This is a genomic window from Oribacterium sp. oral taxon 102 (assembly GCF_013394775.1).
GTDB lineage: Bacteria > Bacillota > Clostridia > Lachnospirales > Lachnospiraceae > Oribacterium.
The window spans coordinates 162,259-183,366 of record NZ_JABXYT010000001.1 but is presented as its reverse complement, the minus strand read 5'-3'; the positions used below and the strand labels follow the sequence as shown (position 1 = coordinate 183,366).

Here is a 21,108-nt window from a genome sequence, read left to right as displayed (position 1 = left end):
GCAGACAGCTTCGGATAGGAGGGAGGCTCCCGGCAGAGCGGCGGGTTCCGTATCCGGCAGGGAAGAAGATCGGAATATATATGAGAAAACACGGCGTATACAGAGCGCGGAAAACAGGAAATACGATTGGGAGACGGGGCGCTGCGGCGCTGCTGGCGCTTTCGCTTCTCGTACTGAACGGCTGCGAGCGACAGGTGGGAAGTGCGGCTTACAGCGGCACGGAGAGCGGGAGCGGGGAGCAGATCGCCCTCACGACGGCGGCGGAATCCGACTCGATACAGGGCGTCGGGGACTTCGGTGTGAACCCGAATGTGCTTCCGTCCATCGACGGCGTAACGATCGATGCCAATGCCGAGGCACTGGCTCCGGTGAATCTGACCGTCGGCGTCATCAATTCCGTCGTGGCAGAGCTGCAGCAGCGCCTGATGGATCTCGGCTATATGGACAATGATGAGCCGACGACTTATTACGGCGCGGCGACCTCCAGAGCGATCACCCTCTTCCAGCGGCAGAAGGGCATGAAGCAGGACGGCATCACGGGCGTGGAGACCTGGGACGCGCTGATGGCGGCGGATGCCCCGCATTACGCCGTGAAGCTGGGCTTCCAGGGAGATGATATCACCAATATCCAGTACCGGCTCTATAACCTTGGCTACCTGACGGAGGCACGGCAGATCAGCGGCACCTTTGACGAAGCGACGGATACCGCGGTGCGGAAGCTGCAGGAGATTAACGGGCTGAAGGTTGACGGCACGGTGGGCGTAACGACGAACGATCTGCTCTATTCCGATGAGGTCAAGGCGAATGTCATCGCACTCGGTGAGCAGAGCGATATCGTGAAGAAGTATCAGCAGCGCCTGATCCAGCTCGGCTATCTCTCCGGTGAGGCGGATGGCAGCTTCGGGACGGGGACGCAGAACGCGATCCGCGCCTTCCAGTCCCGGAACAACCAGATCGTCGACGGCTATCTGGGACCGGATACGAGGGCGGCGATGGATTCCGACAAGGCGGTCTCCTTCGCGATCCGTATCGGCGAGCAGTCGGATTCCGTGACGAACCTGCAGAAGCTTCTCGTGAAGTACGGGTATCTCAGCGCGGACAAGGCGACCGGCTACTTCGGTGCGCTGACACAGCAGGCGGTGAAGAGCTTCCAGTCGCGGAACGGGCTCAGTGCGGACGGGATGGCGGGTGCGCAAACCATGGAGAAGCTGCAGAGCGGGAATGCGAAGAAGGCGGCGAGCGGAAGCCGCGGCGGCAATGCCGGAGGCGGCAGAGGCAGCGCGGGGACGGGCGGCGGAGCAGTTGGGAACGGCGGCGCGACGGTATCCGGCAGCGCCGGCAATCTGATCTCCATTGCCTCCTCGAAGATCGGCAGCCCATATGTCTGGGGCGCGAAGGGACCGAATGCCTTTGACTGTTCCGGCTTCGTCTACTGGGCGCTGAATCAGGCGGGGGTCGGCATTTCCTACATGTCCTCCTCCGGCTGGAGGAATCCGGGCAGATTCAAGCGTGTCTCCTACGGAGAGCTGCAGGCGGGCGACATCATCGTCGTATCCGGCCATGTCGGTATCGTCGCGGGAGGAGGAACCGTCATCGACGCCTCCTCCTCTAACGGCCGCGTTGTACACCGCGGGCTCAGCGGCTGGTGGCAGAATCATTTCATCACCGGCTGGAGGATATTCAGCTAAGCTGCTTTCTGTACAAAGAATACTGTTTTTCTGAATGAAGCCGAGGCGCCGGTCGCTTCGGCTTTTTTCTGACGAGAAGCGCCGGCGAAACGATCGGAATGGAAAGCATGTACTGAACATATGAAAATGATATATCGGTGATATGAAAAGAATATTTTTTCTTGGACAGATTCTGTGATAAAATACGACCGTTTTCGAAAAATACAGCGTTTGAGGTAATACGATGAGACTTAGATATGTGGGAACCTCCTTTCAGGACGGGTTGACAAATGGCAGGGAATACGAGGGCAAGGAGGTCAATGCCTTCTGCTTTCTGGTGCAGGATGACAGCGGTGCGGAGCGGATGTACTCGCGGAGCAATCCCCGCCCCTGCACCGGCAAGTGCAACGGCGGCAGATGGGATATTGTTCTCTGATCCCGGATATCACAGATATCGTTATGTATAAGCAGGCGTCTCCGGTCTTTGACCGGAGACGCCTGCTTTGCCGAAGCGGAGCAATGCGGAAATTGTAAGGAAATGAGCGGGGATTTCACAGGGAATTCACTTGAATGTACGGACTGATTTCATTATACTAATTATGGGTCAACGCTGCGGGAGCTGCGGAGCGGCGAAGTAACGTGCAGAACTTATAAGAATTTATTTAAAGAAAAGATTTTTCACAAAAAGCGTTTTCGAGATACAGAACAGAGACGGACGCAGCAGGACAGGAGGTAGAGGATGCCGACACCGAGAGAAGATACGATTTGGAGCAGTGTTCGCGTGCAGCTGAGCGACACACAGCGATTCCTGCTGGAGGGGAAGTATCGGGAGGCAGTGCTCCGGGGCAGGGAGCTGCTGCATACATTGGTACGGATGCAGATGAACGATGCCTGTCTCGTGTCTACAGATCTGAGCGGCGATATTGAGCAGCTTTTCGAGAACCGTCGCATCAGTGCGGCGGCGCGGGAACATTATCAGCAGGTGAACCGGATGGCAGCGCAGGCGGACAGCGGCGCGGAGATCTCGGCGCAGGCGGCGAACGATGCCTTCGCTCTGCTTCGTCAGGAGCTCTCCGACTATGTAGAGCGCGGGCAGCGGACGCAGAGCCGGACGGAGGACGATACGGCAGAGGGCGCGCCGGAGCTTTCCGTATCAAGACGCTATACCTCGTCGCAGCGGGGCGAGGGCGCGGAGCTGAATATCCCTGTGCGGAGACGTGCTGCGGCAGAGCCGGAGCGGGAAAGAGTGCGGATGCCGCGGAGAAGCTCCGGAGATCGAAGAGAGCGGGATCGAAGCAGTGCGCGTTCCGGCAGAGCCGTCCGGATGAAGAGCCGTCCCGCGGCGGGGCGGAGCGGACGCAGGGGCAGCGGCAGATATGCGCGGGAGGAGGTATCCGAGCTGGATATCTACAGCATCCTGAAGATCGTGCTCCCGCTGCTCTGCCTGATTCTCGCGGTGATTCTGATTCGCGTGCTGACGAGCGGCGGCAAGCCGGAGATCCAGACGAGTCCGGCGGCGGTGACGGAAACGATCATAGAGACAACGGAGGCGCCCACGGAACCGGAGACGACAGAGCCGGAGACGACGGAGGCACCGAAGCGGTGGGTAACGACGGACGGCGTCCGCGTCCGCACGAAGCCATCCACAGAGGGCTCTGAGGTGCTGACGGTGCTGGAGCCGGGGACGGAGCTGCAATACCGGGGCGACTATGACGCCGACTGGATCAAGATCGACTACAACGGACAGGAGGCCTATGTTGCGCGGGCATATGTCCGGGCAGAGGAGATTTCCTGACAGAGAACCCGGCGAAGAGAGGGCTGTGGAGACAGAGGCGGAGAGGGAGACGGCAGGTATATGCGTATCTGGAAGATCACGGAGCGGCGTATCCGCTATGTTTACCTCAGCCTTCTGCTGATGCTCGTGCTTTTTTGTATCGGCAGCGAGCTGTATCCTTACCAAAGGTACGGATTCGACAGCGGCAGCCTCTACGAGCTCTCGCAGGGCTGGGTTCGGCTCCTTCCGGACGGGAGGGAGGAGCCGCTGCGGCTGCCCTGCCGCGTTCCGGAGGACAGCCGTATCGTGATCGAGCGGCAGCTTCCGGAAGAAGCTTTCATGAGAGGCGGTAACTGGATCTACCTGCATTCTCTGCATCAGGACATCACGGCGACGATTTCCGGCAGAGAGATCTACCGCCATGTGTTTCAGGATGACAGTCTCTTTGGTAAGGGAATGGCGCCGGGGGTGTGGCTGCGCTTCCCGTTGCCGCCGGGAGCTGCCGGAGAGAGGATCCGGATCACGCTCGAGCGGAGCGGGCGCTTCGTGGATGAGTCGCTGGGGCGTATCTACTATGGAGAGGAGAGCGCGATCCTCGCCGAGATCTTCCGGGACAATGCGGCGCAGCTTTTCACGGGGATTCTGCTGCTCCTGCTCGGAATAGGGACGCTGCTGGAGCATCTTTTCTTTCACAGGATGAAGTCCTACGCGCTCGGCTTCTATCTTTTCTTTGCCGGACTGTGGATCCTCAGCCAGAGTGAGGCGCGGCAGTTCCTCTTTCATAATATTATCCTCATTCGAAATCTCGAATTTCTCTCGCTGCTCCTCCTTCCGGTACCGGGTCTGCTCGCCGTGAATGAGATAGAGGGGAGCGCCTTTCGGAAGGAGACGCTGCGGCTCAGTGCGTTTCTTCTGCTGCTGGAGCTCCTTACTTTCGGGCTCTATCTCTTCACCCCGGTGGACTTCATGGACCTCTATCCCCTCATCATGCTGGGGCTCTTACTCGCCGCGGGCTTCGCGCTGTTCGGTTTTTTTCGGATGTACCGGAGAGAGCGGCAGCCTTTCCGTGCGATCCTGGGCAGTATCGTCGCACATCTTGCGCTGATCACGGCAGGTCTGCTGGAGATCCTTTTTCTGAAGCTCTTCGGCGCGCGCTATCAGGGCTGGATCATGGTGGTCGGCACCGTGAGCTTCGGGCTTCAGCTGCTGCTGAGCAATATCCGAAACTATAACCGGATCAATGAAGAGAAGAAACTGCTGGAAATGAGGGAGAAGACGAAGAGCGAGTTCCTCTCCAGCATGTCCCATGAGATGCGGACGCCGATCAACGCCATCCTCGGCATGAACGAGCTGATCCTTCGGGAGAGCGCGGAGGATCGTATCCGAAGCTTCGCGATGGATATCCATACTGCCGGGCAGTCTCTGCTCACCATCGTAAACGAGATCCTCGAGTATACGCGGCTGGAATCCGGACAGAACCGGAGCATCGAGAAGCCCTTCTGCTTCGGAGAGCTCCTGCATGACGTCATTACCGTGATCCGCATCCGCGCTGGACAGAAGGAGCTTCGCTTCGAGGCGGAGATCGCGGAGGGACTGCCGCTGGAGCTCCTGGGCAACAGCTTCTGGCTCCGGGAGATCATGATGAACCTTCTGGACAATGCGGTTAAATATACGGAGAAGGGCGCAGTTCACTTAACGGCGGACTGTGCCAGTGAGATGGAGGCACGTCTTAGGCTGCCCTTTCTCGACGGGCGGCAGGAGATCCTGCGGATCAGGGTGCAGGACACCGGCATCGGCATCGGGAGGGAGAAGCAGGAGGCGATTTTCCAGCGCTTTACGAGAGACAGCGAGTCCTGGAACAGCTATATTCAGGGAACCGGGCTGGGGCTCGCGATCACGAAGCAGTATGTGCAGAACCTCGGTGGGCGGATCGAGCTGCAGAGCGAGCCGGGCATCGGCTCCACCTTCACGGCTTATATCCCGATGAAGCTCTGTTCGGAGGAGCGGATCGGCAGCTACGCGGCATACAGCCTGCGGCTCGAGGAGAGCAGGACGAGCGGGATGCTGGATTTCACGGCCCGTGAGGCGCGGATCCTGGCGGCGGATGACAATGTGCTGAACCTCCGGCTGATGCGGGAGCTGCTCCGCCCGACCGGAGCAGAACTGGATACCGAGAGCAGCGGAGAAGGCGCGTTGGAGCGGCTTCGTGCAGAGCACTATGACCTCGTTTTCCTTGATGACCTGATGCAGGGGCAGAGAGGCACGGATATCCTCCGGACGATACGGAAGGAGGACATCCGTGCGAGAGGCGGCGGGCCTCTTCCTGTCGTCGTCTTCACGGCGAATGTCATGCCGGGCGCGCGGGAAAACTATCTCGCGCAGGGCTTCGACGCCTACCTCGAGAAGCCGGCGAACCGCGACATGATCGTGCGGCTCCTGCGCGAGCTCCTGCCTGCGGCGCTCCTCCGGCCGATGGAGACAGCGGGAGAGACGGAAGCGGACCTCGCGGAGGGGGAGGAGGCAGTGCTCGATCTCGCGGTCGGCAGGAAATACTGCATGGGGGACGAGGAGGTTTACAGAGAGATCCTCGGACTCTTCCTCGATTCCTATGAGGAACGAACCGGCGCGCTGCTTGCTGCAGTCGAGAAGGCGGACTGGGACGGCTATGAGCTGCAAGCGCATTCGCTGAAGACCAACGCGCTGACCGTCGGTGCGATGCAGTTCTCGACAGAGGCGCGCGAGCTGGAGCTCGCCGCGAAGAAGTGCCGGGTGGAAGCGGAGCGGGAGCAGGCAGTGCGTTACATTCTCTCACGGAACCAGCGGCTGCTCGTACTCTACCGGGGAGTGACCCGGGAGATTCGGGGCTATCTGTCCGCGGCGGAAAGCGCGCCGCCGGAGGGAGAGGAGACGCGTTCATGACAGAAAAGAGCGCATTCGGACATGATAGCTTGCAGCGGAAAAAGAGAAGGGTTAGGATACATTATAGGAGTATGAGAGATGAAAATCAGAATCGCGGTTTGTGATGATGAGCTGCTGGAGCGGAAACTGCTGGAGAAACAGCTCCGGTGCTTTTTTCGGGAGCGGGAGACGGAGGCGGAGCTCTGTTTCTACAGTTCTGCGGCAGAGTGCATGGAAGTGACGGAACAGGGCGGGGAGGAGAACTATCCCGAGCTCTTTCTGCTCGATATCTATATGGCGGGACAGAATGGCATCGAGCTCGCCCGAAGGCTGCGCAGCATAGGCGCGAAAGGCGACATTATCTTCGTGACCGGGGGCAATGAGTACGCCTCCGAGGCGTTCGAGGTCGGCGCATTCTACTATCTGCAGAAACCGGTGTACTATGAGAAGCTCGCTGCGCTTCTCGAGAGGGTCTTCCGGGAGATCTCGCTGCGCCGGCATATCGATATCGTCGCAGACCGGATGAGCGAGCGGATTTATCTGAGCGAGATCCTGTGGGCGGAGACGCTGAGCCGGAAGCTCACGATCTATACGGAGAAGCGGAGCTACAATACCTATATGTCGCTGCAGGAGCTGCTTTCGAGTTTGCCGGAGACGGAATTCGTGCAGATCTCCCGCTTCTCGGCGGCGGCGCTTTCGAAGATTACAGAGCTGAACCGGAGTGGTCTCGTGCTCCGGGACGGCACGGAGCTGAGTCTGGGGGAGCGGTACTATCCGGATGTGAGGAAGAGCTATGAAGACTTTCGAGAGAGACAGAGGGGACAGGGGTAGGGAAAAGACAATCCTGGTCGTGGATGACGACACCATTACACGGAGGATCGCGGAGAGAAACCTGCGGCAGGACTATGCGGTCTATACCTGTGCCTCGGGCAGAGAGGCGCTGCGACTGCTGCCCCTTATCCGCCCGGATCTGGTGCTCGCAGATCTGCATATGCCCGAGATGAACGGGCTGCAGCTTATGGAGGAGATCCGTGCGCTGCCGGACGAGCGGCTCGCGCAGGTGTCGGTGGTTCTCATGACCTCGGACGTGGATACGGACAATGAGGTGCGGGGCTTCGACCTCGGCGCCTCTGATTTCATCCGCAAGCCCCTGCTCTCCGAGGTACTCTCGAAGCGGATCGGCAGGGTGATCCGGAACGACGCGGAGCGGCAGAATCTCTCCCTGCAGGCGCACTTTGACGAGCTGACCGGGCTTCTGAACCGGAGAGCCGCCACGCAGCTCATCGACCGACATATCCAGATGGGGCAGGGCGTGCTGCTGATGCTGGATATCGACCGCTTCAAGTCGATCAATGACAGACTCGGACACCAGACCGGCGACCGTGCGCTCTGCGCCGTCGCAGAGGTACTCCGGCACTTCGTTCGTTCCGGCGATATCGTAGGGCGGCTGGGGGGAGACGAGTTTGTGATCTTCTACTGCGGCTTCCCGGAGCGGAGCCGCGTTTCCGAACGCTGCCGGGATATCTGCGAGCAGGCGCGCGAGGCGCTGTACCGGATCATCGGTGAGGACTTCGGAGAGGGAATCGGGCTCTCGATCGGCATCTCCTTCGCGCCGGAGGAAGGGGAGGATTTCGAGTCCCTCTACCGCGGGGCGGACGAGGCGATGTATCGTGTGAAGCAGAGCGGCAGAGGCAGCTTCGGCTTCTATGACAGGCGGTACGCGGCGGTCGGGGAGGGGCATGTCTCGGAGCTTCTCAGCCGGATGGAGGAGAGCCCCGGCAGGGGCGCTTTCGAGGTGCGGTATGAGGATTTCCTGAGCATCTGCCGCTTCCTGCGGCGAACCGCCGAGCGGGACGAGAGCAGGCTGGAGACGCAGCTCGTGCTCTTCACTGTACATGAGGGGGCGGAGAATACCGTCCTGCTCGAGAGCCTGATGCAGGGCTTCGGGCGCCTCCTGGGGCAGACGATCCGGCGCGGAGACGTCTACGTCCGCTACAGCGACACGCAGTATATGGCGCTCCTGATCGGCGCGGATCGGCAGAGAGCGGAGGTGGCGGTCGGCAGAGTTCTCTGCGGCAGGATTCCCCCGCTCTGCGAGCTTCGCTGCGAATATGACACGCTGGTTTCCTGAATTGGGTTTCGTGACATAAAAATATCGTTTGAGACAGGGTTTATTGACGAGAGACAGCAGGCTTGCTATCCTCAAGCTATCAGAAAGGAACGCCCGTAATTTTGAGCCTTTGCTGAGGCAGGTTCCCCGTGTGGGAGCCGCCTCGGCGGGGCTCTTTTCTATTTATCCGTTCAGGCAGACAGTGCTTTATGTCTGACGCTGCCATAGAGGAATGTGGGAAGCGGCAGACCGGGAGACGGGGATATCCGGAAGGTGGAAAGCATGAGAAGAGGGAACGAGCATCAGCAATCGAAAAGACTGAGAAACAGGAGACGTATCGCGGCAGTCCTCACACTGAGCATGATGATGAGCGGCGTTCAGGGGACTTCCCTTCCTGTTCTCGCAGAGGAGAGCGCGGACGCAGCTGTGGCGGGCAGTGAGGATCGGATCAGCCTGCGGCTGGATGCGCAGGCGCTTCGCGCCGCGGCGGAAAATGCCGTGCAGAGCGGAGGCAGCATTTCCCTCGGAGGCAGTGTCTTCGCAGGACGCGCGCTTCGCGATAGCTGCGAGGGGTATTTTTCGGGTGCGCATACCCTCTATGAGCTTTCGCTCGATGAGATCGATGCAGCGCTCCCTGCAGAGCTCTTCGCACGGGAGGCAGAGCTCCGCATCTTTGTCGAGCCTAAGCCGCAGGGAATGCTGCCCGGAAACGGCGCTTCGTTCGCGCTCTATGCGCCGGACGGGGAGCTCGCGGAGCTGCTGAGCGGCGGCGACCTCTACAATGGGACAGAAGCGACGCGCTTCGAGAGCGCGGGAGAAGCGGACTATACGCTGGACAGCAGAGCGCTTCTGACCTTCCTCTACCAGAATGACGGGGAGAGCACGAAGACCTTCACGCTGGAGGTCGGCGGAGAGAAGCTCGACTCCGTGAAGGTGAAGCCGGCGAAGAAGCTGATGCCGGAGGTACTGTCGGAGGTGGAGAAGCGCATCCGTACAGAGCTGGAAACCGGGACGCGCGCACCGGAGACGAGCATAGAGCAGACAGCGGAGAACACAGAGACGACCGCGCCGGAGAGCACAGCGGAGGAGAGCCGCGCGGCAGAAACGGCAGCCTCTATGGAGAGCGCGGCAGAGAATACGGAAACAGAGACGGAGACTGCGGCAGAAAATACAGAGACGACCGTTCCCGAGACGGCGGAGACAGGGGAAGCGCCGGACGAGGAGACTGCAGCGGAGACGGCAGGACCTGTCGCCTCGCTCGTAGCGGCAAGTCTCCGGCCCATAGAGGGTTTCGGACTCCTTATCCATAGAGTGGTACGCGGCATCCTGAATATCGGAGTGCTCGAGGCGAGAGCGGAGGAGCAGGACGGCGCGGTTGTGATCATAGAGACGGAGGAAGCGGCACCGGAGGAAACTGCAGCAGAGGCGGAAACGCAGGGCTCCGAGCCGGAGAAGGAGACCGCCATAGCGCCGGAGAGCGGCATAGCAGAGACATCTGCCCCCGAGACAGCGGCGAAAACCGAGACGGGAGCCGTGACAGCGGAGACGACGGCAGCCGTGGAGACAGTGGCAGCGGAGACGAGTCCTGCGGAGAGCGGAGCAGCAGAAGTACTGCCGGATACGGATATGGGAGAGCGCAGAGCAGTGCTTGAGCGGCTCCGGCAGGCAGATGCCAGAGAGTATCTTAATGCCGTCATGCTCCGGCAGTACAGAGCATCGAAGCTGCTCCGGAATATTGAGACAGAGCGGAAGCTTACCGTGCACTACCGTGCAGAGCTCGGCGGTACGGTGAGTCGCTCGGCGGAAACCGTGGACGTGCTGGCGGAGGATGCCGCTTTCCTCGGCGCTGTCGCAGAGGCGAATCAGAAATATTACAGCTTCGACGGCTGGGAAAATACAGCCGGGGAGATCGTATCGGAGGAGCCGACGCTCATTCCGAATATCGATGAGATCAAAACCAATACCACCTTCACCGCACGTTTTGTGAGAAATGTCGAGATGCCGGCATTCCGGAAGACGTGGACGGGTGATCGCCTGATTGTCACGGTCGATGTACCGGAGAATACCTTCCCGAAGGGAACCGAGCTTCGGGCGCGTGAGGTCGGGGAGGAAGCCGCACGGGAGATCGTGCAGGCGGCGGCAGGATCGGAGCAGGAGATCTCCAGGGCAGTCGCAGTGGATCTGAGCTTTTTCTATGAGGGACAGGAGCTCCAGCCGGAGAACGGAAACGAGGTCAGGGTCACGATGACACTGAGCGGCGACCGCCGGATGGACGATCCGATCGTCGTGCACCAGCATGACGGCGAGGCTGCTGAGGCGATCACGGCTGCAGCGGAGATCACGCGAAACAGCCGCACCCAGACCCTCGAGTTCTCGGCAGAGAAGTTCTCGATCTACGGCATCGGCGATGTGAAGCCGGTCATGACCTACCGCTTCCATGATGCGGACGGCGGGCTCCTTGCGGTGAGCTATACGGATGCGGAGGACAGGCAGATCTCGCTCACGGAGCAGAAGGTCAAAAAGGGCGATACTGTCTACGCGCCGCAGAGCCCGGAGAAGGAGAAGCGTGTTTTCCTCGGGTGGAGCACGACGCAGGGAAAGACAGCGCTGGATATCTCGGCAGATGAGCTGCGCGGCGACAGGGCTGCATTTTGCCGCTTCACCATTACGACGGAAATCACGAAGGATAATGCCGAAGAGCTGGACTATTATCCGGTATTTACGGAGAAGCTCTATGTATTCTTCAAGGAGAGCGACGATCCGAATGCACGGACGATCGCAACCGTAGAGGGAGCGAAGGACACGGAAGTGATCCTCATGGAGGATGCGGGCGGCTATAGAGTGAGCAGGATAAAGGGGCTTCCCCTGCAGCTCACACAGTCGGTTACAGGCTGGCATAATGCAGCGGAAAATGTGCAGGATACCCAGGACAGGATCACGCTGACAGACCATGACATCACACTCTACCCGACGATAGAGGAGGGACATTACGTCTACTTCCATACCGGAGAGGGCGCGAGCTATGTAGAGCCGGAATTCGTGGCAGCGAATGGAACGATCCGAGAGCCGAAAGCGCCGAAACGGGAAGGGTATACGTTCGAGGGCTGGACGGCGACAGAGGGATCGACGGATAAGTTTAAGTTTAACAGCTTTAACAATGACTGGGGGACGGAGAATCGACTCGACCTCTATGCGATCTGGAAGAACGGAAGCGCAGAATATAAGGTATATTTCTGGAAGCAGAAGGCAGCGGATGCGAAGACGCCGGACGATTGGTCGGATAACGACTATGATTTCGCGGGAGTAGCGCTGACGAAAAAGGCAGCGACCGGAAGTACAGTTTCTGCGGATATCGCAGAGTACAGGAACTATCAGGGTGAGAAGAAGGACTTCCAGAGGGGCTTCGAATTCAGCGGGAAGAACGCCGGATCTGCCGAAACGGTCAAGGCAGACGGTACGACAGTGCTTAATGTCTACTTCGACAGGAAGTTGCTGACGATAGAGTTCCGCTATAATGAAAAAGGGAAGTATGCTTTTGATGCAAAAAAGAATTTCTGGGGGGATTATACCCATGACGGGGAAAAAGTAGATCGCTCAAAATATATTATAGGTGAGCATATAAAGGGGAGATGGTATAGAGTTTATCATAAGAGAGTAGATACGTATACGGGTCTCTATGGCTCCGGTTTTTCCGATCCGGCAAACCGGTACAGGTGGCCGGGAGAACATCTATGGAGGTATGCTGCGAAAGGAAGCACACTACTTTTGACATTACTTGATGAATTTAACTTTGACGAGCTGGGGTTGGATTCTGACGCGCTTTTATCCTTAACCGAGGAGGAGAGCGGAACGGCAGAGATTGTGCATTATTTACAAGGAGAGGAGGAAAAACCGGAAGACCATGACGAAAATGACTTCACTCTTGTGAAGATGAGCGCCGGACACTATTTCCCTAATAATAAGTACGGGGCGGGGTATGAGCTGCTCTATTATAAAAAGAACAGCGGTAACTGGAATAAAATGACCCGATCCGAATCCAATGGAACGGTAATATACGAGGGGAAGGGGATAAAGAATGGAGCAATTTCTATAAGGGAAAGGGATACTTTGTATTTCTGGTACCAGCGGAAGACCTTCACCGTCACCTTCGACAATCAGATCCCGGCGGGAGAGGCGGGGCATCAGTCGGTATCGCCCTCGAAGTCTGTGAAGTATAAGGACAGCCTCTCGGGACTGAGGCCGCAGACCGATCCGACCCGGACAGGCTATATCTTCGACGGCTGGGCGGCGGATAAGACCGAGTCCGCAGCGCTCTTTGACTTCAGCCAGTCGATGCCGTCGCATGACCTGATCGTATATGCGAGGTGGAAGCCGGCGGAATATCCTGTCTATGTGCATGACATGGACAAAGAGGAAGCGGCGCTGGATCTCGGGAGGTATCGGTATAATTCCTCCATCAGCCAGAACGATATGCCGAATGTGAAGAGCGGAGAAATCTCGATTTTTACCGGAAGCACAGAGAAGACCATAAATGTAGCTGCCGGAATGTCATGGGCAGGATGGACGGTAAAGGAGGGGGATCACTATAAGCCCTACAGCTTTGAAACACCGATCACCGGTGAGCTGCACCTCTATGCGAGGTATGTCAATACAGCGCCCTATAGGCTGGAGTACGATCTGACGGCCGGCGTACTCGGGAAAGCCGCGAATGAAGCCGATTTAAAGACCGCCTATCCGAATCCGATAGCGGATGACACGAGATATGGAGCGGGAAGCGTAGCGAAGCTGAAGGGCAGCGAGCTGCTTGCAATGGGAGCGGATGGGAAGGAAATCCTCCCGGAGATAGCCCGTCAGGAGAATGGAGCGGACGCAGGGACGAAACGGCTTCTGTTCCTCGGCTGGAGTACGGACAAGAATGCGACGACACCGTCCTGCTACCCGAATGACAGCTTCAAGATCACCGCAGACGAAGCGGAGACAAATGCAGAAACAGGAGAGCCTTTCATCCGACTGTATGCGGTCTACGGCGAGCCGGAGGATCTCGCAGCGGTGAAGTATCTGGCGAATTATCCGGAGCCGAAGGGACTGGGAGCTGAGCCGAAGCAGGAATATGTGCAGAGCAGCATTGCGAACAATGCGAGTCTTACCGCGATAGCATACAGCGCTTCCGGCTTCGCAGAGATTTCGGCTGAATACGGATACGAATTCAAGGGCTGGACGAAGGATAAGCTAAGTGCGGATGCTTTGAAGAACAAGGCGGAGGACGAGCTGAAAATAACGCTTCTGAAAGAGGGTGACCCGTTCCAGGTCGATAAGCCGGAAATCGGTGCGGACGACAAACCGATCCCGAACCTCCTCTATGCATACTGGGAGAGGAAACCGGCGGTAACGCTGACGATCCGGAATGTCATCAAAGGTACGATGGCGAATGCCGCAGACCAGTTCGAATACACTGTGACAGTGACGAAGCCGGGAGAAGCGCCAGCAACGCTTCCGAAATTCAAACTGGACGGACAGGCGGATACAAAGAGCTGGTCGGGCGATCCGATTCCCGTGGGAGCGAAGGTAGAGGTGGTAATGACGAAGATAGACCCGAACTACACGAGCTCCGCTGTAAAAACACCGAAGACGGCCGGGGATCCGGAGAAGTATGAAGAAAACAATGGTGCGGTAACCGTTGCAGAATTCGAAATGAAGGAGAACACCACCCTCACCTTCACCCATGAGCTGGACGCGGTTACTCCGACGGGTATCGTGAAGGACAACCTGCCGTTCCTCCTGATGCTGCTGGCGGCTGGCGGTATGGGCGCATACTTCCTGCTCGGACGCCGCAGAAGGGACGAAGACGAGCTTTGATGATTTGACGAACTCCATGAAACAGTCCGCTTCTCCGGGAAGGGAAGCCGAAGCGGCGGACAGAAAATAGAAAAATCACACATCACATAGTTCTCCCGGCAGGGAGGGGAAGAAAAAAGGGGTAGGGAAATGAGAAAGAATCAGAACAGACTTGCGACACTGGCACTCAGCATGATGCTCGTCGTCGGTATGGCAATGCCTGCATTCGCGGCAATGGCTCCGGATCCGGACTTCGGATTTGATAAGGTTATCGATATGTCTGCGGCAGAGAAAGCGGATGTGCCGAATGTGAGCTACAAATACGAGATCAAGCCGGGAGCAGGCGGTGAGAAGGACGCAGAGGGAGGGAAGAAAGTTCAGGTATTTCCGGGCGTGGATCAGGGGGTCGGGATCGGAGGGAATTCGGGAGCTTCGAATACTACCGTGAGCTTTACGGCTGCGAGCCTTATCGATGGGAACAATCAATCCAAGCAAAAGGTAGCGTTTTATGTAGATGCGCCGAAGTTTGGAAAGGCCGGTGTCTATGAATATACGGTCACGGAGACGAGACTGACGGATATTGACGGCTTGAAAGAGACTGCGGAAGCGCCGGTGACGCTTTATGTCACTATTCTCAACACAGACGGTGGCGGACTTAAGTATGGAGGAGCCGTATTCTCTAATGGGACGGCAAAGACGGGAGAAGCTGATTTCAAGGCGGACTATACGACGCATTCCCTCACCATCAAGAAGGCGGTTACCGGAGATCTGGGCGATAAGTCGATGATGTTTGACTTTGCAGATGCAATCACAGCGGCGAATGGGAATGAGGAGACATATTATATTGCCGACGGCAGCGGGAAGGTGAAAGCAGCAGATAAATTCCAATTGAAGGATGGCGATGCATACACCATCTACGGACTTTCCGAGAAGGATTCGGCGGCGATCACAGAGACCGTGGATGCGGCGCTCGGCTACACGACAACGGCAGAGGCAGTCGGAGCAACGCGGGAATTTGATGCTGTGGCGACCGGCGGCGGAAAAGCTACGGTGACAAGCTTTAAAGAAAATGCTACTCTTACTGTAACGAACAACAGAGAAAATATCACCCCGACCGGCATCGTGATGGATGCTGCGCCCTATGTGCTGATGCTCGGTGCAGCCGGCGGTCTCGGCGCAGGCTTCGTATTCCGGAAGAGAGAAGACGAGGAATAAAAAGAGCGCAGGGATGCCCGTGCCCGCTGCATCCCGCCGGGCACGGAAAGAAAAGGAGAGAGCAGGAGGAGGTTCTGAAATGAAGATACGGAAAATTTTCAGAGAAGGTACAAGGGCGGCATTCGCCACACTTCTTCTGGCTGGAATTCTTTCCTTTGCCGCGGCGGCGGAGGACTACGCCGTAGACAGTGCACCGATCCGTTTCAGCGTCTCGCACAGCGCGGACGCGCCGGCGGCGGAGACCTACAGAGTCGCGCTGGAGAGGGACAGCTCCGCACCGGAGGCTCCGCTTCCGGCGAAGACGGAGATGGACATTCCCGTAGAGCCGGGAAAGACAGTGGACGTCACGGATGCTTTCGGAGACATTCATTTCACCCATCCGGGTGCCTATGCCTACCTCCTGTACCAGAAGCCCGGTACGACAGCCCGCGTCCGCTATGACGATGCCCGCTATGTGATCCGCATTCTGGTGCGGAACGGAAAGCCGGGAGAGACGCCATTGGTTGCGGAGTTTATCAGCTACACCATAGCAGGCGGGACAGAGAAGGGCAGTGAGCCCGATCCGCCCTTCCGAAACGGCTATGATAAGCCGGGCAGCGGCGGAGGCGGCAGCAGCGGCGGAGGCGGAGGTGGGAGCGGCGGACCCCGCCCGACCGGCGGTGCGGTCAATCCGCTTCCGGCCGTCCTCGGCGCAGTGCGGGACAATCCTATCGTGCAGGCGGTCAGCGAGCTGCCCCGCGTGCTCGGCGCAGTGAGAGGTGCGGTCAGAACCGGCGATGAGAGCGGCTTGCTCCTCTCCAGTGCGGCGGCAGCCGCGGCGCTCCTCGGCCTCGCGGTCTGGAACCGGAGGAGACGGAAGAGGACGGCATAGCACAGCGCTTCGGCCGGAAAGAGAAGAGATTCTGCACGGGGCAGAATCTCTTTTTGGGTGACAGCGCAGGCTGGCGCGCCCCTTGCGCGGAGGAGACACGGAGGAAATCAGCAGCTCTCTGAGAGAAACGGAAGAAATGAGAGGGACGGCAGAAAGAGGAGCAGGTCGGGAAAACGGAGATTCGGAGGGCTGCGAGATGACCTTGGAACGCGCTGCGGGGCTTGCCCGCATTGGAAACAGAATCCTGTCGGCGGTCGCGCTGATCCTGATGCTGACGATGCTCAGCTACGGCGGCTACTCGCTCTGGGACAGCTATATGATGTTCCGGGGCGCGTTCGTGTCCTCGGAGCTCCTGAAGTACAAGCCGTCCCCGGACGGTACGTCGCAGCTCTCGCTGGAGGAGCTGGCGGCGATCAATGCCGATACCCGCGGCTGGATCACGGTGGACGATACGCATATCGACTATCCGCTGATGCAGGGAGAGGACGATATGCAGTATGTTAATGAGGACGTCTTCGGCGAGTTCTCGCTCTCGGGCGCGATCTTCCTGAGCAGCCGGAATGCAGCCGACCTGAGCGACCGCTATCTCCTGATCTACGGGCACCATATGGACAATGGAGCGATGTTCGGTGATGTGATGGAGTTCCTCGATCCGGACTACTTCGAGAAGCATCGGACGGGCAGGATCTATACGATGCGGCAGTCGCGGGAGCTGGAGCTCTTCGCCTGTCTGGAGGCGGACGCCTACGACCGGCGCGTGTACAATGTCGAGTCGCTCTGTGCGGACCGCGGGGAGCTGCTGCAGCTGCTCGCGGCGGAGGCGACGCAGTACCGGGACATCGGCGTGAAGGAGACGGACACGATCGTCGCGCTCTCGACCTGCGTTTCTGCGGCGACGAATGCGCGGGTGCTCGTCTTCGGGAGACTTCTGGATGCGGCATAAAGGGGGGAGCGATGAAGTGGATCGGAAAGGGGAAACGCGGCGCGGAGACGGATCACGCGGCGGGGAACGGACAGCCGGAGCAGAGAGCTGCTCGCAGCGGGCCGGCATTGAATGGAAGGGAAGTGGAGCCTGATAGGAAGCGGGGGGCAGAGAGGGAATCGGGCGGAGAAGCGGAGAAGCGGGGGACTGCGGAGGGTACGGAGGCGGCGAAGGAAGCGCGGCGGCGCAGACGGCAGCGGCGGGAGATCCGGAGCTTCTTCCTGCGGCTTGTCTTCCTGCTTGTCTTCCTCTATCTCCTCTTCTTCGTGCTCTTCGCGGTGCGGCCGATGCCGAACGAGGACATGAAGCCGCGGATCAGCGCCGGTGACCTGCTGCTCTGCTACCGTCTGGAGAAGCGATACTATCCGAATGATGTCGTGATTCTCCGGAAGGACGGGCGGGACTATGTCGCACGGATCGCGGCGCTGCCCGGGGATGAGGTAGACATCCCGGAGGAGGGCGGGCTCCGTATCAATGGCAATACCGTCATGGAGAGTGAGATCTATTATCCTACGAGGAGCTATGACAGTGACCGTGTCAGCTACCCTGTGCGGCTCGGCGCGGACGAGTATTTCCTGCTCTGCGACTATCGGAACGGCGCGAAGGACAGTCGCTTCTACGGTGTCGTGAAGCGTGCGGAGCTCGGCGGCAAGGTCATCACGATCCTCCGGCGCTCGAATCTGTGAGCAGGGCAGTCAAATTCATGATAATCGCATAGCAATCGTGTCTGTTTCAGCGAATTGCGGATGGGTTACCCGGAAGAGGAGACAGGAAAGAGCAGGAGCCGGCGCTTAACGCGTCGGCTCCTGCTCTTTCGGACAGCTCCGCAGACTCTCAAAGCAGCTGAGCAGCTTCTTCGCTGCGGGAGAGAGCGGCCGCGTCCGGTCTGTCACGAGACAAAACGCACGCTCGGGGAGCGGTTCCGTGATCGGGATCTGCACGACCTTGCCATGCGAGATCGCCTCGCTCGCGAGCTCCTCGGGGTAGAAGCCGATGCCGAGGTCGAAGGCGACCATCGGCAGGATCTGGTCGGTGGAGCTCGCTTCCAGCTCCGGGTGGAAGGAGAGTCCGTGGTTCATGAAATACTGGACATAGAGCTCGCGTGTGCCGGTTTCCCTGCCGACGGAGATCATCGGCTGCCGGGCGATCTCCCGGAGCGGATGCACGGTTTTCGCGTAGTCGAAGTAGCGGGGACCGCCAATCGGGATTTCCCGGAAGCTGTAGAGCTCCCTGGAGACGAAGTCCCGGGAGGAGCCCAGACTCAGCGGGGAGGCGACCACGGCGAAGTCGGCGAGCCCGTTCTGGAGGCTTCGAAGCGCCTGTGTCGTCGAGTGGTTGAAGATCCGGATGGCAATGCCGGGGTAGTTCTGCTTGAAGCGGCTGAGCTCCGGCAGCACCACGAGGCGGAGCGCCGTCTCGGAGGCGGCGAGCGCCACCTGCCCGCTCTGGAAGGAGAGCTCGTTCCGAAGCTCCTCCTCTCCCGCCTGGAGCTGACGGAAGGCGACTGCGACGTGCTCGAAGAGCTTCTGCCCGCTCGGGGTGAGGCGGATGCCGCGGTTTCCGCGGAGCATGAGCTGACAGCCCAGCTCCGCCTCGAGATTGTTCATGCAGCGGGAGATATTGGGCTGGTTGTTGCCGAGCTCCTTCGCTGCCTTGGTGAAGCTCTGATAGTAGGCGACATAGTAGAAGATCCGGTAATAGTCGAAGGTAATCATGGAAGCTCCTTTCTGACAGCGGACTGATCCGCCCGTTCCGTGTTTCCGGAGAAACGGCAGGATTGTCACGCGGGAAGCGGCTCCTCTCATAGTCCGCCCGGCATCTCCGGAGAAACAGCGGGACGGTCGGCGCGCTGCCACAGGGAAGTGTAGCATGATATCTGAAATTTGTATATCTGCCATATTAAAAATACTTCTTGAATATTATAAAAAGCGTTTTATAATTATGGGTTGTCTTTTATAATAAATAAACGAAGAAAGACTAAAACGGAAAAAGGAGGAAGAGCATGCAGAAACTTGCAGCAGAGCTGCTGGCAGAGCTGAACGTAGAGACGGTCTTCACGATTCCCCTGTTCGGCGGGATCGGCGTGTCGGAGTCTGTCGTCATCAGCTGGATCGTGATGGCGATTTTGCTGGCAGCGTCTGTGTATCTGGGATCTGACTTGAAGGTACGGAACCCGGGCAGACGTCAGCAGCTCGCGGAGATCATCGTGACGAAGCTGGACAGCTTCACGGACGGGATGCTGGGAGAGGAGGCGAAGGGCTATGGGAGCTATATCTCCGTCGTGCTTCTGTTCATCGGGCTCTCCAATTTGATCGGCATCTTCGGGCTGAAGCCGCCGACGAAGGATCTGAATGTCCCGATCGCGCTGTCTCTGATGAGCATCGTGCTGGTAGAGGCGGCAGGGATCCGGCAGAAGGGACCGTGGAAGTGGATGAAGAGCTTCACCCAGCCGATCGCGATCGTAACCCCGATCAATATTCTGGAGGTATTTATCCGGCCGCTGTCTCTTTGCATGCGGCTTTTCGGAAATGTCCTCGGCGCGTTTGTCATCATGGAGCTTATCAAGCTCGTTGTGCCGGTGGGGCTGCCGGCGATCCTGAGCCTGTACTTCGACATCTTTGACGGACTCATTCAGGCATACGTATTCGTATTTTTGACCTCGCTTTATATTAAAGAGGCGGTTGAATGAGCCCCGCAGTTTCCATCGGGGAAACTGCGGAGCGAACTGGCGCGGACGAAGTCTGCGTCCGCCGAAGGCGGATTCACCGAGGTCTACAGAACCGAGGTGAACCCGGCGTAGAGATTTCCCATCAGGGAAATCCGGAGCGTACATGACTACATCTCGAAGAGATGTACCTCCCGACTGCCCCGATCTTTGATCGGGAGGTCACGCGGACGGCAATCGCTTGAGATTGCTATTCGGAGGGAGGTCAGCCGAAGTCTCCCGGACGAGGCTGAGTCCTGAAAAACATTGACGGCCGCGGAGCGGCAGAATGGAGAAACATTATGACAGCAATCGGAGCAGCAATCGCAGCACTTGCATGTATCGGAGCCGGACTTTCTATCGGCATGGCGACAGGGAAGGCGGCAGAGGCCGTTGCGAGACAGCCGGAGGCGAGCGGTAAGATCATGACCATCCTCCTCCTCGGCTGCGCCCTCGCGGAGGCGACTGCCATCTACGGCTTCGTTATCGGAATCCTGATCATTTTCTTTCTCAGATAAACGGACGGAAGGAACGGTTTCCAGCGGATAGGAAAGGGGAGAAAATGCTCAGAGTTGACATCAATATTTTATTTACCGTAATCAATCTGCTGTTCCTGTACTTTCTGATGAAGCGCTTCCTGTTCAAGCCGGTGCGGGAGATTCTTGCCCGGCGGGAGCAGGAGATCTCTGCATCCTATAAGAATGCGGAGAATGCCAATGCGGCGGCGCAGGAGATGAAGAAGAGCTACGAGGAAACGATGGCGAACATCGAGACAGAGCGGCAGCAGAAGCTCGATTCGACCCGGCTCGCCGCCTCCAAGGAGTACGACGAGATTATCGCCAATGCCCGGGAGAAGGCAGGCAAGATCATTTCCGATGCCAAGATAGAGGCGCAGAAGGAGGCGGAGGCGAAGCAGCACGAGATGCAGGAGCAGATGGCGCTCCTGGTAGCACAGGCGGCATATAAGATCGCCGCGTCCAGAGATTCCAGCGAGAATGACAGCAAGCTCTATGATACCTTCCTGAGCGATGCGGAGAAGAAGGGGTAAGGAC

At 58.5% G+C, this 21,108-nt stretch carries 15 protein-coding genes; 14 read left to right on the top strand and 1 reads right to left on the bottom strand.

The annotated features are described in order from the left end of the window. The first annotated feature begins 80 nt into the window (after positions 1 to 80). The 11 genes from HW273_RS00760 (at position 81) to lepB (ending at position 18,038) form a co-directional block, all read left to right on the top strand. The gene (locus HW273_RS00760; protein WP_179009810.1) at positions 81 to 1,688 is read left to right on the top strand and encodes a C40 family peptidase; all 1,608 of its coding nucleotides are present in this window, start codon (positions 81 to 83) and stop codon (positions 1,686 to 1,688) included. Positions 1,689 to 1,911: 223 nt separating this feature from the next. Continuing rightward, positions 1,912 to 2,103, top strand: coding sequence for a hypothetical protein (locus tag HW273_RS00755; RefSeq protein WP_179009808.1), 192 nt, complete (start codon positions 1,912 to 1,914; stop codon positions 2,101 to 2,103). 303 nt (positions 2,104 to 2,406) lie between these two features. Further along, positions 2,407 to 3,462, top strand: a complete 1,056-nt coding sequence (locus HW273_RS00750) for an SH3 domain-containing protein (protein ID WP_179009806.1) — start codon at positions 2,407 to 2,409, stop codon at positions 3,460 to 3,462. Between the two features lie 60 nt (positions 3,463 to 3,522). Beyond that, entirely contained in the window at positions 3,523 to 6,360 is a 2,838-nt protein-coding gene (locus tag HW273_RS00745) for an ATP-binding protein (RefSeq protein ID WP_179009804.1), read from the top strand. A gap of 78 nt (positions 6,361 to 6,438) precedes the next feature. After that, complete coding sequence (locus tag HW273_RS00740; protein WP_179009802.1) at positions 6,439 to 7,170, top strand: LytR/AlgR family response regulator transcription factor; 732 nt, start codon at positions 6,439 to 6,441, stop codon at positions 7,168 to 7,170. After that, entirely contained in the window at positions 7,133 to 8,470 is a 1,338-nt protein-coding gene (locus HW273_RS00735; protein WP_179009800.1) for a GGDEF domain-containing protein, read from the top strand. The genes HW273_RS00740 and HW273_RS00735 overlap by 38 nt, the downstream gene beginning before the upstream one ends. Before the next feature lie 261 nt (positions 8,471 to 8,731). Further along, positions 8,732 to 14,305 carry an InlB B-repeat-containing protein gene (locus HW273_RS00730; protein ID WP_179009798.1) on the top strand — a complete coding sequence of 1,858 codons (5,574 nt, stop codon included), beginning with the start codon at positions 8,732 to 8,734 and terminating at the stop codon, positions 14,303 to 14,305. A gap of 129 nt (positions 14,306 to 14,434) precedes the next feature. Continuing rightward, positions 14,435 to 15,499, top strand: coding sequence for a DUF7601 domain-containing protein (locus HW273_RS00725; protein ID WP_179009796.1), 1,065 nt, complete (start codon positions 14,435 to 14,437; stop codon positions 15,497 to 15,499). A gap of 79 nt (positions 15,500 to 15,578) precedes the next feature. Then, positions 15,579 to 16,370, top strand: coding sequence for a Spy0128 family protein (locus HW273_RS00720; protein WP_179009794.1), 792 nt, complete (start codon positions 15,579 to 15,581; stop codon positions 16,368 to 16,370). Between the two features lie 196 nt (positions 16,371 to 16,566). Continuing rightward, the gene (srtB, locus tag HW273_RS00715; protein WP_179009792.1) at positions 16,567 to 17,313 is read left to right on the top strand and encodes a class B sortase; all 747 of its coding nucleotides are present in this window, start codon (positions 16,567 to 16,569) and stop codon (positions 17,311 to 17,313) included. Positions 17,314 to 17,324: 11 nt separating this feature from the next. Then, positions 17,325 to 18,038: a signal peptidase I gene (gene lepB, locus HW273_RS00710; protein WP_179009790.1), complete on the top strand. Its 714-nt coding sequence runs from the start codon at positions 17,325 to 17,327 to the stop codon at positions 18,036 to 18,038. 105 nt (positions 18,039 to 18,143) lie between these two features. Here lepB and HW273_RS00705 read toward each other — a convergent pair whose 3' ends face one another. Beyond that, positions 18,144 to 19,067: a LysR family transcriptional regulator gene (locus HW273_RS00705; RefSeq protein WP_179009788.1), complete on the bottom strand. Its 924-nt coding sequence runs from the start codon at positions 19,065 to 19,067 to the stop codon at positions 18,144 to 18,146. Between the two features lie 287 nt (positions 19,068 to 19,354). Between HW273_RS00705 and HW273_RS00700 the strand changes: the two genes are divergently transcribed. From HW273_RS00700 to HW273_RS00690, 3 genes are all read left to right on the top strand, one after another. Then, complete coding sequence (locus tag HW273_RS00700; protein ID WP_179009786.1) at positions 19,355 to 20,041, top strand: F0F1 ATP synthase subunit A; 687 nt, start codon at positions 19,355 to 19,357, stop codon at positions 20,039 to 20,041. A gap of 317 nt (positions 20,042 to 20,358) precedes the next feature. Continuing rightward, positions 20,359 to 20,574 (top strand): ATP synthase F0 subunit C, encoded by a 216-nt coding sequence (gene atpE / locus HW273_RS00695; protein WP_179009784.1) that lies wholly within the window; start codon positions 20,359 to 20,361, stop codon positions 20,572 to 20,574. Positions 20,575 to 20,618: 44 nt separating this feature from the next. Then, positions 20,619 to 21,104, top strand: a complete 486-nt coding sequence (locus HW273_RS00690; RefSeq protein ID WP_179009782.1) for an ATP synthase F0 subunit B — start codon at positions 20,619 to 20,621, stop codon at positions 21,102 to 21,104. Positions 21,105 to 21,108 lie beyond the last annotated feature (4 nt).

What these genes read in the sequence shown, in the direction of transcription:
- srtB (WP_179009792.1), top strand. Translation starts at nt 16,567, where the DNA reads ATGACCTTGGAACGCGCTGCGGGGCTTGCCCGCATTGGAAACAGAATC.
- HW273_RS00725 (WP_179009796.1), top strand. Translation starts at nt 14,435, where the DNA reads ATGAGAAAGAATCAGAACAGACTTGCGACACTGGCACTCAGCATGATG.
- HW273_RS00735 (WP_179009800.1), top strand. Translation starts at nt 7,133, where the DNA reads ATGAAGACTTTCGAGAGAGACAGAGGGGACAGGGGTAGGGAAAAGACA.
- lepB (WP_179009790.1), top strand. Translation starts at nt 17,325, where the DNA reads ATGAAGTGGATCGGAAAGGGGAAACGCGGCGCGGAGACGGATCACGCG.
- atpE (WP_179009784.1), top strand. Translation starts at nt 20,359, where the DNA reads ATGACAGCAATCGGAGCAGCAATCGCAGCACTTGCATGTATCGGAGCC.
- HW273_RS00700 (WP_179009786.1), top strand. Translation starts at nt 19,355, where the DNA reads ATGCAGAAACTTGCAGCAGAGCTGCTGGCAGAGCTGAACGTAGAGACG.
- HW273_RS00755 (WP_179009808.1), top strand. Translation starts at nt 1,912, where the DNA reads ATGAGACTTAGATATGTGGGAACCTCCTTTCAGGACGGGTTGACAAAT.
- HW273_RS00720 (WP_179009794.1), top strand. Translation starts at nt 15,579, where the DNA reads ATGAAGATACGGAAAATTTTCAGAGAAGGTACAAGGGCGGCATTCGCC.
- HW273_RS00705 (WP_179009788.1), bottom strand. Translation starts at nt 19,067, where the DNA reads ATGATTACCTTCGACTATTACCGGATCTTCTACTATGTCGCCTACTAT.
- HW273_RS00730 (WP_179009798.1), top strand. Translation starts at nt 8,732, where the DNA reads ATGAGAAGAGGGAACGAGCATCAGCAATCGAAAAGACTGAGAAACAGG.
- HW273_RS00745 (WP_179009804.1), top strand. Translation starts at nt 3,523, where the DNA reads ATGCGTATCTGGAAGATCACGGAGCGGCGTATCCGCTATGTTTACCTC.
- HW273_RS00740 (WP_179009802.1), top strand. Translation starts at nt 6,439, where the DNA reads ATGAAAATCAGAATCGCGGTTTGTGATGATGAGCTGCTGGAGCGGAAA.
- HW273_RS00760 (WP_179009810.1), top strand. Translation starts at nt 81, where the DNA reads ATGAGAAAACACGGCGTATACAGAGCGCGGAAAACAGGAAATACGATT.
- HW273_RS00750 (WP_179009806.1), top strand. Translation starts at nt 2,407, where the DNA reads ATGCCGACACCGAGAGAAGATACGATTTGGAGCAGTGTTCGCGTGCAG.
- HW273_RS00690 (WP_179009782.1), top strand. Translation starts at nt 20,619, where the DNA reads ATGCTCAGAGTTGACATCAATATTTTATTTACCGTAATCAATCTGCTG.